The following is an 11954-nucleotide window of genomic DNA, read 5'->3' as shown; positions in this document are numbered from 1 at the left end:
AGAGCGCTCTCAAGGTAGTGGGTCAGCGGCGGCGGCTCCACGGGTTTCCCCCAGCCGGTCGAGGTCGGACCTCGGTCCGGTGTCAGTCCGACGGTCGCGACGAGACGGGGTGGGCGTCCGGTGGCGGCTCGCCCACGTCAGCAGGCGGTCGCGGGAGGTAGCGCTCCGGTGTCAGGTCCGCCCGCAGGATGCGCGCGAGCCGGAACCAGCGCACCGCCTCGCGCCACCGGCACCAGGCCGCCACGTACCAGTGGCCCCCCGTGCGGGCGAGCAGCACGGGTTCGATCCGTCGCCGGCTGACGGTGCCGTCGCCGCTGCGGTACTCGATCGCCAGCACCCGGTGCCGCCCGAGGGACTCCTCGACGGCGCGCAGCACCTGGGCGGTCGCCACGTCACCGGCCCGCTCGGGCCGCGACCAGACCCGGCCCGAGAGCTCGTCGGCGCGGGCGCGGTCGGCGGGCGGCAGCGCGTCGAGGACCTTCGCGCGGGCCGCCTCCGCGTCGGTGCCGAACGGGCTGCCCGCCGGCAGCGCCCGGACGGCGAGGGCGAGGGCGACCGCCTGCGCCGGCGTGAAGTTGACCGGCGGGAGGCCGACGGACGCGTCCAGCACGTAGCCACCCCCGAGCCCCGCCTGTGCGGTCACCGGGAGACCCGCCTGCTGGAGTGCGGAGACGTCGCGCTTGACCGTGCGCGGGGACACCTCGAACAGTCGCGCGAGCCGGGTGCTCGTCGTGCCGGCGTGTCCGACGCGGCGCAGCTCCTCGGCGAGGGCGTACAGACGATCGGTCCGGTTCATGGTCCCAGCATGGTGACACGAAGGTGACAGACGGATGTCACCGCACCGGGTGGAACCTGGATCCATGACTACGACACCACTGGTCCTCATCCCTGGTTTCTGGCTCGGCGGCTGGGCGTGGGACGCCGTCGTCGACGCGCTCCCCGACGACTTCGACGTCCACACGCCGACCCTGCCCGGCCTCGAGCCCGGCGCCGACCGCGGCGGCATCACCAGGGCCGACCACGTCCGCGCGCTCACCGACCTCGTCGACAGCATCGAGGGCGACGTCGTCCTCGTCGGCCACAGCGGCGGGGGCGCGCTCGTCGGCGAGGTCGTCGACGAGCGGCCCGACCGGGTGCGACGCGCGATCTACGTCGACTCGGGCCCGCTCGAGGACGGCGGCGCCATCGACGCCTCCGCGACGGAGGCGGTCGAGGTCCCGCTGCCCACCTGGGAGGAGTTCGCGGCGCAGGGGTCGAGCATCGAGGGCATCTCCGAGGAGCGCCTGGAGGAGTTCCGACGACGCGCGGTCCCCCACCCCGCGAACGTCGTGCGCGGCCCGGTGCACGTCACCGACCCGCGCCGGTTCGACGTCCCCGCGACCGCGATCTGCACCAGCCTGCCGTCCGAGCAGCTCAAGCCCATGGCCCACGGCGGCCCGCCGTTCCACACCGAGCTGGGCTTCGCGCACGACCTGACGTACGTCGACCTGCCGACGGGACACTGGCCGATGTTCTCGCGGCCCGTCGACCTCGCCACGGCGATCGCACAGGCCGCACGCGCCTAGGTGCATCCGAGAACGGCCCGGCGGGTGAAGAGGGGGTGTCAGCACATCGGCCGCCCGACGTACCCGCCGGGCCAGTCCTCGAAGGACGCACCATGCGCGCACGACTCCTGTCCGGCATCGCAGCCGGGACCCTCGCCCTCGTCACCCTCGCCACGGTTCCCGCGTCCGCGGCCGTGGCCGACCCCGCCAAGCTCTCCGTCCTGCACGGCGTCCCCGGCCTCACCGTCGACGTCTGGGTCAACGGCGAGCGGACGCTCGACGACTTCACGCCCGGGACGCTCGCCGGACCGCTGGACCTGCCCGCCGGCACGTACACGGTCGCCATCACGGCCGCCGACGCCGCCGACGCGAGCGCCCCCGCGATCGGCCCCGTCGACCTGCCGCTCGAGGCCGGCATGAACTACACGGCCGTCGCCCACCTGGACGCCGCGGGCGCCCCGACCGCCACCCTGTTCACCAACGACATCTCGGCCACGGCCGCGGGCGAGGGCAGGCTCACCGTCCGGCACGTCGCAGCCGCTCCCGGGGTCGACGTCCTCGCAGGCACCACGCCCGTGATCACCAACCTCACGAACCCCGACGAGGAGGTGCTCGACCTCCCCGCCGGCACCGTCTCGGCCAGCGTCACCGCCACCGGGACCACGACGCCCGCGCTGCTCGGCCCGGCCGACGTGCCGGTCGCCGAGGGCACCAGCACGATCGTGTACGCGTGGGGCAGCGCGACCGCGTCGCCTGCCACGCTCGCGCTCGCCACGCAGACCATCACCGGCCTGCACAGCAACCCGTCCGGCGTGAACGCCGGCGAGGTCGGTCTCGTCTCCGAGAACGGCTCCTCCGCGTGGACCTTCGCGATCGCCGGTCTGGCCGTCGCCGGTCTGGTCGGGGCCGGGTTCGCCCGCCGCGCCGCGAGCCAGCGGAGCTGACTGTCCTCATGACCACCACGTCGCGACCCGGGAGTGCGTCCGCGCGCTCCCGGGTCTCGGCACGCGTGCTCGCGACCGTCGCCGCACTCGGCACGACGACGGCCCTGCTGACCGCGTGCACCGGCCCGGAACCCTCCTCCGGACCGGCGGTCGCGGCGTCGCCGTCCGCCACGGCGACGCCGCGACCGACCGCCGTGCTCCCCTCGGTCCCGGTCGTCGACGCCACGCTCGGCGCCGCCGTCGCGGCCACGCCGCCACCCGTGCAGCTCGTCGTGCCGGACGTCGGCATCGACATGGCCGTCGACCCTGTCGGGGTGCGCGACGACGGCGAGATGGAGATCCCCGAGGACGCCGACCGCGCCGGCTGGTACCGGTTCGGCCCCGCGCCCGCCGACCCCGCCGGTGCGACCGTCATCGCGGCGCACGTCGACAGCGTCCAGACGGGGATCGGCCAGTTCGCGAAGCTCCGCGACGTCGGCGTCGGGGCTGCGGTGACGATCACGGCCGCCGACGGCAGCACCCACCAGTACCGGGTCGTCACCGTCGAGAAGATGGCCAAGGAGGGGGCGCCCGTGGACCAGTGGTTCGACCGGTCCGGCGCGCCGCGGCTCGTGCTCGTGACCTGCGGCGGCACGTTCCGCCGCGACATCGGGCACTATACGGACAACGTCGTCGTCACTGCCGAGCCGATCAGTGGGTAGTCATGACTACGCTGCTGAGCGCCCCCGTCATCGGGGAGCCGACGAGGGAGGAGCCGTCCGTGAGCGCACCCGCGCCCGGGTCTGCTGACTCGTCGCGCCCCGCGCACCGGCTCGACCCCGACGGCGAGAACGTCGAGGAGCTCGGCGCAGCGTTCGCGCAGGGTGACGAGACCGCGATCGCCGAGGCGTACCGGCGCTGGTCCGCGCTCGTGCACACCGTCGCGCTCCGCTCGCTCGGCAGCGTCACCGACGCGGAGGACGTGACCCAGCAGGTGTTCGTCGAGGCGTGGCGCAGCCGCGAACGGTTCGACCCGGACAAGGCCCGGCTCCCCGCGTGGATCCTCGGCATCACCCGGCACGTCGTCGCAGACGCGCACGAGAAGCGCGCCCGCGACCGTCGGCTCCGGGACAAGTCCGTCGCCGGTGCCGCCGAGCGGCCCGTGCCGTCCGTCGACACCCGCGTGGTCGACCGGGTCGTCGTCGCCGACGAGCTGGACCGGCTCGGGGACCCGCAGCGCACCATCCTGCGGCTCGCGTTCTACGACGACCTGACGCACGACCAGATCGCGCACCGGCTCGACCTGCCGCTGGGCACGGTCAAGAGCCACGTCCGGCGCAGTCTTGCCCGGCTGCGGACCCGATGGGAGGTGGACGGTGCCGTTCGATGAGTCCCACGTTGACGACGACCTGCTCGCGCTCCTCGCCCTCGGCGAGACCGCCGGCACGACTGCCGACCTCGCACACGTCGAGGAGTGCGAGCGCTGCGCCGACGAGCTCGCGTCGCTGACCGACGTCGTCGGCCTCGCCCGGTCCGGCGGAGCCGACATCGCACTCGTCGCGCCCGCGCCGCAGGTGTGGGACCGGGTCGCCGCAGAGCTGGGGCTGGCGGGTGCAGCCGGATCGCCGGTCGCGTCGCCCGCTCCCGTCACGCCGGCCCTGTCGTCCGAGGACGGCGTCGCACCCGTCGTCTCCCTCGACTCGCGTCGCCCGCGTGCCGGCCGCTGGATCGCCGCGGCCGCCGCGGTCGGCCTGGTGCTCGGGGGTGGTGCGACGTGGTGGGTCGCCAACCGGCCCGACCCCGTCACGGTGATCGCCTCCGCGGTCCTCGAGCCGCTGCCCGGCTGGGACGCGACCGGGTCCGCGGTCGTCGAGACGCTCTCCGACGGTTCACGCGTGCTGGTGGTCGACCTGGACCAGAGCGAGTCGTCGGAGGACGGCTTCCGTGAGGTCTGGCTGCTCAAGCCGGACGTCAGCGGCCTGGTCAGCGTGGGCACCCTCGCCGGGGCGTCCGGCCGGTTCGACCTGCCCGCGGGCCTGGACCTCGACCAGTTCTCCGTGGTCGACGTGTCGGAGGAGCAGTTCGACGGCGACCCCGCGCACTCCGGCGACTCGATCGTCCGGGGACCGCTGGAGGCGTGACATGAGAAACGCCCCCTCCCGAGGGGAGGGGGCGTTCTCGGCGTGCTGCGTCAGACGGCCGGCGGCGCGGCCGGCGGCTGCTGCTGCTGCACCGGCTGGACCGGCTGAGCGGCCGGGGCGGCCTGCGCCGGCGGCGCGTTGGGCGTGGTGCGCTGCTCGACGACCGCGGTGTGCGACGTGTTGGCCCGCTGGTTGTTGAGCACGATCGCCAGGATGAGCGCGATGAGACCCGCACCCATGCAGATGTAGCCGATCACCGTGAGGTTGACCCCGTCGATGGCGTCGCTGACGCCGAACGAGAGGATCGCGCCGATGACGATGAGGGCGATTCCGCCTCCGATACCCATGAGTCGGTCCTTCCGTCGAGCCGGGCGCGGGTCGCTCGGCCTCGACCGGCGAGTCTGGCCCCGACCGCGCGACCTCGCATCTTGAGAGCGCTTCTACCCCAGGATCTCCGGGTAGACCGGGGCGTTCTCACCCGTCCGGGCGAGCACGTGCTCCGCCAGGAACGCCTCGACGACCTGGTACCAGACGATCGCGTGCTGCGGGGTGAGCACCCAGTGGTTCTCGTCGGGGAAGTACAGGAACCGGTGCGGTGTCCTGCCGTCCTCGTCGGCGGGGAGGCCGCTCTTGGCGAGCAGCTCGTACCAGAGGCGCAGCCCCTCGCCGATGGGCACGCGGTAGTCCTTGTCGCCGTGCACGACGAGCATCGGCGTGACGATCTTCTCGACGAACCGGTGCGGTGAGTTCTCGAGCGCCATCTCCGCGGTCATCTCGCGCTCCCAGTAGTAGGCCGCGTCCGTCGTCGGCCCGAACTGGTCCAGCGCCCACAGGCTCGCGTGCGTGACGATGGCCCGGAACCGGTCCGTGTGCCCCGCCACCCAGTTGGCCATGTACCCGCCGAACGACCCGCCCATGGCCGCCGTCCGCGTCTCGTCGATGTCGTCCCGTTGCACGACCGCGTCCGTGATCGCCATCAGGTCCGTGTACGGCGCCGCGCCCCACGCTCCCCAGCCGGCCTGCACGTGGTCCTGCCCGTAGCCGGTGGACAACGCCGGGTCGGGGAGCAGGACCGCGTAGCCGCGCGCGACGAGGATCCACGGGTTCCACCGCCACGACCACGCGTTCCACGACCCGAGCGGACCGCCGTGGATCCAGAGCAGCAGCGGCGCCGTCCCGTCACCCTCGGGCAGCGCCAGCCATCCGCGGACGCGCCGACCGTCCTCGACGGTCGTCTCCACCTCGGTGAGCGTGCCGGGCAGCTCGGGCGTCGCGGCCGGGCTACGCAGCGCCGTCGTCGCACCGGTCTCCAGGTCGATCCGCACCGGGTGCGACGGCGCCGCGTACGACGACCGCAGCGCGAACGCGACCGACCCGTCCGGGCTCACCGACACGTCCGTGAACGTCGCGTCGTCGCTGGTCAGCCGCGTGACCTCGTCCGATGCCAGGTCGACCCGGAACACCGGCCCGCGGCCGTCGTCGTCGGCCGTGACCAGCAGACCCGTGCTGTCCGGCAGCCACACCGGGTGCTGCGGCCAGCGGTCCCAGCTCGCGACGAGCGTCCGGGGCTCCCCGCCGGCCAGCGCGACCAGCTGCAGCGTGACGCGGGGGGCGTCGTGCGGCGTCGACAGCGACTCGCGCGCGTAGGCGACCCACTGCCCGTCCGGACTGATCGCCGGCGACCAGAGGTCCGCGACGGGGTCGTCGACGAGCACCCGGTGCTCGCCCGACGCCACGTCCACCGCGACCAGGCGTCCCCGCTGCGCCCCGCGCGCGAGCGGCTGGTTCCACCCGGTCACGACCGTGCGGCCGTCCGGGCTGATCGCTGCGGCCTGCTCGACCAGCGCCGAGCGGGCGCCCGGTGTCACGTCCGTCAGCGTGAGCCGCGGGTCCCTCGCCCCGGCCAGGGGCGCGACCACGTCCGTGCCGATGTCCGCGACGAACCAGTGCGGCGACTCCGGCCCCAGGTCGTGGTCCCAGAACCGGACCGGGTAGCCGTCGTGCAGGATCGCCGCGACCTTCTTCTCCTTGCGGGCCTTGCGCAGCCTCTCGTCGGTCTCCGCGTCGGTCGCACTCGGCAGGACGTCCGAGCCGACCAGCACGACGTCCGCGTCGCGGGCCACCTGCACCCCGCCCAGCCCTGCCGCACGGGCAGCGACCACGCGCGCCTCCGCACCGTCGCGCGGCATCAGCCACAGCGCCGGGACGGGCTCGTCGTCGTCCGCCGTGCCGTCCGGGTCCGGCCGCGCGCTGGTGAACAGCAGGTCCCCGTCCTGGGTGAACGCGGCGCTGGCCTCCCCCTTCGCGCTCCTCGTCAGGCGCCGCGCCGGCTTCTCCCCGGTCGGGTCCACCTCCCACAGGGCGGTCACGAACTTGGTCGCCTTGGCATCGAGCGTCGCGACGCTCGTCACCAACCGCGACCCGTCCGGCGACAGCACCAACCCGCTCACCCGAGGGACGGCAACGTACTGCTCAAGATCAAGAAAGGTCATGCGCAACGTCCTATCACCCACCGATGCGCAATGTCCTGGTGACGAACCGGCGCTCGGTGTCGTCAGACGGTGCTCAGGCAGTACCGATCGCCGGTTCACCGGGCGAGCGCACGGCGGATCGCTGTCGGGAGTGCGCCGCGGGTTGCCACGTCCCTTGACGTGAACCTGAGCAGGTCTACCTGGCCGCTGAGGATGAGTGCGTTCTGGCGGTGCCGGTCATGCAACAGCGCGTCGGTCCTCTCGTGGAACTCGCGGCCGTCGATCTCCGCGATGAGCCACCGACTCGACGGCAGGCGCCACCCCAGGTCGCCGCGACCGAGGAATCCGCCGCTCGACGACCGGATCTCGACCTGCAGCTCGTCCGGCGGGACCCCACCGTCCACGCACTCCAGCCGCGCAAACGTCTCCAGCGGCGACTCGGATCGTGCGTCGACGAGGTCGAACCACCCGCGCACACGACGAGCGTCGCGTCGGCCGCACAGGCCGTCGCGCACCCGGACGAGCCCGCTCGACGTCAGCATGCCTCGACGCAGCACGTCGTCGAGGACCGCGATTCCATGTCGACGCGGGAGGTCGGGCAACGCCTGGACGAGGGCGGACTCCAGCGCCGCCACGGATCGAGACCCGACGTGGGCGAGCTCCATCCCAGCGAAGTGACGGACGCGAACGCCGTCGCGAGATTGTCGACGCGAGCCTCCAGGCAGCGCGACCTCGGGCGTGATGTCCGTGGGCAGACCAGCCGCGCCGAGGAGCACGAGGGCGCACGAGCCGACAGCGAGGGCATCGGGTCCGTAGGCGAGTAGCCCGATCCAAGCGGAGCGCCGGCGTCGATGGTCCGCATCACGCCGCCGATCGCGCCGTGGCGCGGTGTCGAAGACACCTTGGGTCACTCGAGACCACTCGCCCCGGGAGATCAGTCGACCGCGGCGCCCAGCGCCGAGCCCCACCTCGTCGCACTGGACCGCCGACAGGAGGCCTTCCTCTCGGAACGCGAGCGCCATGAGGGACCGGGGTATCGGTTCGAGCGCTCGCACAGGTCAAGTCCACCGCCGATAGCCGCCCACGACCGACCGGCTGCGTCGTCTGCGAGTGGTCACACCGTTCCGAGGGCTGTGGTCGCCTCGGTGAACGCGGGCGAATCGGCGCCTCGTGACGCGAACGCCACCCGTGACGTCACTCACCGCCGGTTCGGCACCTCGGGGTCAGGCCGACGGGCGGGTGTCGCGGTCGGCCAGACCCGCCAGCATCGCGTTGTAGTCGTCCAGCTCCGTGTCGCCGTCGCGGTCGACCTGGCGGTCGCGGCGGCGGGCGGTGCGGTCGTCGTCGCGCGACCAGGCGAGCGCGACGCCGATGGCCAGGGCCAGGGTCGGGATCTCGCCGATGCCCCACGTGATCGCGCCGCCGAGCTGCTGGTCGGCGATCGCCGACGGACCCCAGGGGCGGCCCATGAGCCCGAACCAGTCGGCCACGAACAGGGACTCGCCGGACACGAGGGTCACGCCGAAGAACGCGTGGAACACCATCGTCGCGAACAGCAGGAGGAGCCGTTGCGGGTAGGGCAGCCGGCGAGGCCCGGGGTCGATGCCGACGAGCGCGTTGACGAACAGGTACCCGGCGGCGGTGAAGTGCACGACCATCGCGAGATGCCCGACGGGGCTGCGCAACGACCACTCGAACAGACCCGAGTAGTAGAAGAGCAGCATCGAGCCGATGAAGTTCACGGCGGCGACGACGGGGTGCGCGAGGAAGTGCCCGACGTGGCTGTCGACGAGGGTGAGGATCCACTCGCGCGGGCCACGGGAGTCGTCGTCGCGCAGCTGGGTGGAGCGGACGGGCAGGGCGCGCAGCGCGAGGGTGATGGGCGCCGAGAGCGCGAGGAACAGGGGCACGACCATCGCGAGCACCATGTGCTGGACCATGTGCGCGCTGAACAGGACGTGCCCGTAGAGGGCGGGTCCGCCGTTGGTGGCCCAGAAGAACAGGACCATCCCGACGGTCCAGGACGCGGCACGGGCCATCGACCAGGAGTCGCCCCGGCGACGCAGCCGCAGCACCCACCGCCAGTAGACGACGAGCCCCGCGACGGCCGCGGACGCGAGCACGAGGTCCCAGCGCCACTCGGTGACCCAGCGCAGGCCGACCGGCTCGGGCGGCAGCGGGTGCCCGGTGAGCTGGTAGGCGGGCGACGGGTCGGCGGGCGGCTCCTCGGGGACGGGCGGCGGGGTCTGGCCGAGCGCGACGGCGACCCCGGAGACGGCCCCCATCACGGTCAGCTCGACGAGGACCAGGCGCCAGAACAGCCAGTCGGTGGTGCGCGCCGCGAGCTGCGGCAGGACGGTCCGGCGGTGCGCGAGCCCGAGCAGGCCGAGGACCCCGAACAGCACCACCTTGCCCAGCAGCAGCAGGCCGTAGGTGGTGGTCAGGTCGTTCCAGCCGGTGGTGCGCAGCAGCCCGTTGACCAGCCCGGACACCGCGACGGCGACGAAGCACCAGCCGGCGATGACCGAGTACCGGGCGACGGACGCGGACAGGTCGGTGCCGACCCGCCGGACCAGGAGGGCGAGGGCGGCGAGCGCGCCGATCCAGATCGCGGCGCCGACCAGGTGGACCACCATCGACGACGTCGCGATGTCGTGCCCGGAGGCCCCGGCGGCGTGGCCGAGCTGCGCCTGCTGCCACAGCGCGACGAGCACGATCGCAGCCGTCCAGGCGGCGCCGGTGGGCGTGGTGACGACGAGCGCGAGGGCGGTGACGACGGCCGCGACCGTCGTGATCAGCAGCAGGGTGCGGCCGAGGTCGATCTGCGTGACGAAGACGCCGAGCTCCGCACCGAACGACGCCGAGTCCAGCGGCCGCCCGGCGACGTTCGCGTAGGTGAGCACCAGGTGCACGATCGAGAGGAGCGTCCAGGTGCCCGCGGCGAACCCGGCCAGGAGCGTGCTGCGCGGGTACGCCCGCCCGTCGGCGGTCCCGACGCCCGCGCGAGGGGACCGGGTCGACGCGACGGCGGCCCGGCGCGGCAGCACGCACACGGCGAGGACCAGCGCACCGAGCGTCACCGACCCGGCCAGCTCGGTGAGGACCTCGGTCGCGGGCAGGCCCCAGCGGACGAGCGCACCCGGGTCGCGGATCAGGGCCGGCAGCGCGGCGCCCGAGAACGCGACGCCGAGCAGCGCGGCCGCGACTGCGGCGAGCACCAGCACCAGGACGCGCCAGGGGCTCGGGGGCCGACGCGTGTCGACCCCCGGCCCACCGGCGTCCTTGCGGCCGGCGCTCGTCACCGGCGCAGTCATCTGACCAGCGTAGGTCGGTTCGGCGACCGGCCCGACATGCCGTCGGTCACGTCCGGTGCGACGTCAGCGGCCGTCGCGAGGTCGGGCCTGAGAGGTCCGTCACCGAGCCCGCAGACGCGCACCCCGGGGAGCACGTCCGTCACTGCCCCGGCACGCCTCCCGACGGCGGGTCCGTCGGCGACCCGGCCGGGCGCCGCCGCAGCAGCAGCCACGCGACGACGCCACCGACGACGACGAGCGCCGCAGCGATCCCGAGGAGGAGGGTCCCGGAGATGCGCTCCTCCTCGACGGGCGGGGCGGTCACGGTCGCCGACGGCCCGGGCGACGCCGACTCGCTCGCCTGGACCTCGGCGGAGGTGGTCGGCGTGGGTGTCATCGTCGGCGCGGCCGTCGCGACCCCGTACGAGGTGGCCTCCGCCGCGGTGAACCGGAACTGCCCCTCGATCGGGTGCCCGTCCGCGGAGGTGACGCGGTAGATGACCGTGTACTCGCCGGCGGGGAGCTCGCCCGTGACCGCGATGCCGGCGGTGTTGTCGACGAGGAGCGGTGGGCCGATGTTGACCATCTCGTCGTCGGCCGTGTGGACCATGATCGTGGTGCCGACCATCAGCACGGGCTCGTTGAACGTGAGCGTGACCTGCTCGGGGACGACGGGGACGGTCGAGCCCTCCGCGGGGTCGGTGCTCTGCAGCACGTTGTGCGCCTGGGCGGCGGGCGCCACGAGGACGACCGCCGCCAGGCCCAGCAGGACGCCGAGCGCCGCGGCGAACGTGCGCCTCACACGTCGCTCCGGCGACGGCGACCGACCATGGCCAGGACCAGCGCGACGACGCCGAGGGCGAGGCCGGCCGCGCCGAGCACCCGGGCGAGGGTGTCGGGTTCCGACGGCGTCGGGGCGGCGGTGGTGACGGCTGCGGCGTCCTCGATGTCGGCGTCGTCCGTGACGTGCTCGTCGGCACCCTCCGTCGTCGTCAGCTCGGGGGCCGGGTGCGCGGGCTCCTCGGCTCCCTCCTCCGCGACGTCGACCCAGTCGACGACCGTGCCGTCGGTGTAGGTCTGGTGCGCAGGCAGGACGAGGCGGGTGCCGGCGTCGGGCAGGGGCCCGGCAGACACCTCGAACTCCTGGAACTGCCCGTCCACGACCTCGGCGCCGGGCTGCGCGGTCCACACGACACGCGACGGCGCCTCGGTCAGCTCGGTCCCGTAGAAGTCGACGGGCTCGGGCAGGGGGGCGGTCTCGACGGTCGCCGTCCAGCCGGGGACCGGCTTGGTGGAGACCGACAGGAGCGGCGTGTCCGTCGGGAGGTCGACCGACACCTGCGAGGTCGCAGCGGTCTCCGACTCGTTGGGGACCCGGAAGGTGAGCACGGTCCATCCTCCCGCGGTGGTCTGCTCGGGGACCACCCGGACGTGCGCGGACGCGGCGGCGGCGGGCAGGACGGCGAGGGCAACGGCGACGAGGGTGGTCGCGCCGAGACGGCTGATCGATGACATGGCTGTTCCCTGAGGTGAGGTGGTGGTCGAGGGGTGGGCGCGCGCGCACGAGCCCCGTGCCAACGAC

General features: G+C 73.7%; 12 protein-coding genes. 5 read left to right on the top strand and 7 right to left on the bottom strand.

Annotation, left to right across the window (positions count from 1 at the left end; translation table 11 throughout):
- Positions 1–82: 82 nt before the first annotated feature.
- On the bottom strand, positions 83–796 hold the full coding sequence (locus ASF78_RS10035; RefSeq protein WP_056587565.1) for a YafY family protein: 714 nt from the start codon (positions 794–796) through the stop codon (positions 83–85).
- Positions 797–860: 64 nt separating this feature from the next.
- Between ASF78_RS10035 and ASF78_RS10030 the strand changes: the two genes are divergently transcribed.
- The 5 genes from ASF78_RS10030 to ASF78_RS10010 all read left to right on the top strand — a co-directional run bounded on the left by ASF78_RS10030 (position 861) and on the right by ASF78_RS10010 (position 4608).
- A complete protein-coding gene (locus tag ASF78_RS10030) occupies positions 861–1565 on the top strand; it encodes an alpha/beta fold hydrolase (RefSeq protein WP_056587562.1) in 705 nt (234 codons plus the stop codon).
- 92 nt (positions 1566–1657) lie between these two features.
- Positions 1658–2488 (top strand): DUF4397 domain-containing protein, encoded by an 831-nt coding sequence (locus ASF78_RS10025; RefSeq protein WP_056587559.1) that lies wholly within the window; start codon positions 1658–1660, stop codon positions 2486–2488.
- Positions 2489–2496: 8 nt separating this feature from the next.
- Positions 2497–3189: a class F sortase gene (locus ASF78_RS10020; protein WP_082494898.1), complete on the top strand. Its 693-nt coding sequence runs from the start codon at positions 2497–2499 to the stop codon at positions 3187–3189.
- Between the two features lie 59 nt (positions 3190–3248).
- The gene (locus ASF78_RS10015; RefSeq protein ID WP_369816314.1) at positions 3249–3857 is read left to right on the top strand and encodes an RNA polymerase sigma factor; all 609 of its coding nucleotides are present in this window, start codon (positions 3249–3251) and stop codon (positions 3855–3857) included.
- Positions 3844–4608 carry an anti-sigma factor gene (locus tag ASF78_RS10010; protein ID WP_056587552.1) on the top strand — a complete coding sequence of 255 codons (765 nt, stop codon included), beginning with the start codon at positions 3844–3846 and terminating at the stop codon, positions 4606–4608. Before ASF78_RS10015 ends, ASF78_RS10010 begins: the two co-directional genes overlap by 14 nt.
- 50 nt (positions 4609–4658) lie before the next feature.
- On the opposite strand, the gene ASF78_RS10005 is transcribed toward ASF78_RS10010, so the two are convergent.
- From ASF78_RS10005 to ASF78_RS09975, 6 genes are all read right to left on the bottom strand, one after another.
- Positions 4659–4955, bottom strand: a complete 297-nt coding sequence (locus ASF78_RS10005) for a DUF6458 family protein (RefSeq protein ID WP_235518465.1) — start codon at positions 4953–4955, stop codon at positions 4659–4661.
- Positions 4956–5048: 93 nt separating this feature from the next.
- Entirely contained in the window at positions 5049–7100 is a 2052-nt protein-coding gene (locus ASF78_RS10000) for an alpha/beta fold hydrolase (protein ID WP_056587549.1), read from the bottom strand.
- 95 nt (positions 7101–7195) lie between these two features.
- Positions 7196–7714 carry a hypothetical protein gene (locus ASF78_RS09995; RefSeq protein WP_156374097.1) on the bottom strand — a complete coding sequence of 173 codons (519 nt, stop codon included), beginning with the start codon at positions 7712–7714 and terminating at the stop codon, positions 7196–7198.
- Between the two features lie 588 nt (positions 7715–8302).
- Entirely contained in the window at positions 8303–10393 is a 2091-nt protein-coding gene (locus ASF78_RS09985) for a cytochrome c oxidase assembly protein (RefSeq protein WP_082494897.1), read from the bottom strand.
- Between the two features lie 139 nt (positions 10394–10532).
- On the bottom strand, positions 10533–11174 hold the full coding sequence (locus tag ASF78_RS09980) for a copper resistance CopC family protein (protein WP_056587540.1): 642 nt from the start codon (positions 11172–11174) through the stop codon (positions 10533–10535).
- A complete protein-coding gene (locus tag ASF78_RS09975; RefSeq protein ID WP_056587538.1) occupies positions 11171–11887 on the bottom strand; it encodes a YcnI family protein in 717 nt (238 codons plus the stop codon). The genes ASF78_RS09980 and ASF78_RS09975 overlap by 4 nt, the downstream gene beginning before the upstream one ends.
- Positions 11888–11954: the final 67 nt, after the last annotated feature.

Source organism: Cellulomonas sp. Leaf334, from assembly GCF_001424195.1.
Taxonomy (GTDB): Bacteria; Actinomycetota; Actinomycetes; order Actinomycetales; family Cellulomonadaceae; genus Cellulomonas.
The sequence above is the reverse complement of the archived record's forward strand: the minus strand, read 5'-3'. Positions and strand labels throughout refer to the sequence as shown.

Excerpts from the sequence above, each read along its gene's own strand:
- ASF78_RS10020 (WP_082494898.1), top strand. The coding sequence starts at position 2,497 with ATGACCACCACGTCGCGACCCGGGAGTGCGTCCGCGCGCTCCCGGGTC.
- ASF78_RS10000 (WP_056587549.1), bottom strand. The coding sequence starts at position 7,100 with ATGACCTTTCTTGATCTTGAGCAGTACGTTGCCGTCCCTCGGGTGAGC.
- ASF78_RS10005 (WP_235518465.1), bottom strand. The coding sequence starts at position 4,955 with ATGGGTATCGGAGGCGGAATCGCCCTCATCGTCATCGGCGCGATCCTC.
- ASF78_RS10030 (WP_056587562.1), top strand. The coding sequence starts at position 861 with ATGACTACGACACCACTGGTCCTCATCCCTGGTTTCTGGCTCGGCGGC.
- ASF78_RS09975 (WP_056587538.1), bottom strand. The coding sequence starts at position 11,887 with ATGTCATCGATCAGCCGTCTCGGCGCGACCACCCTCGTCGCCGTTGCC.
- ASF78_RS09985 (WP_082494897.1), bottom strand. The coding sequence starts at position 10,393 with ATGACTGCGCCGGTGACGAGCGCCGGCCGCAAGGACGCCGGTGGGCCG.
- ASF78_RS10025 (WP_056587559.1), top strand. The coding sequence starts at position 1,658 with ATGCGCGCACGACTCCTGTCCGGCATCGCAGCCGGGACCCTCGCCCTC.
- ASF78_RS10035 (WP_056587565.1), bottom strand. The coding sequence starts at position 796 with ATGAACCGGACCGATCGTCTGTACGCCCTCGCCGAGGAGCTGCGCCGC.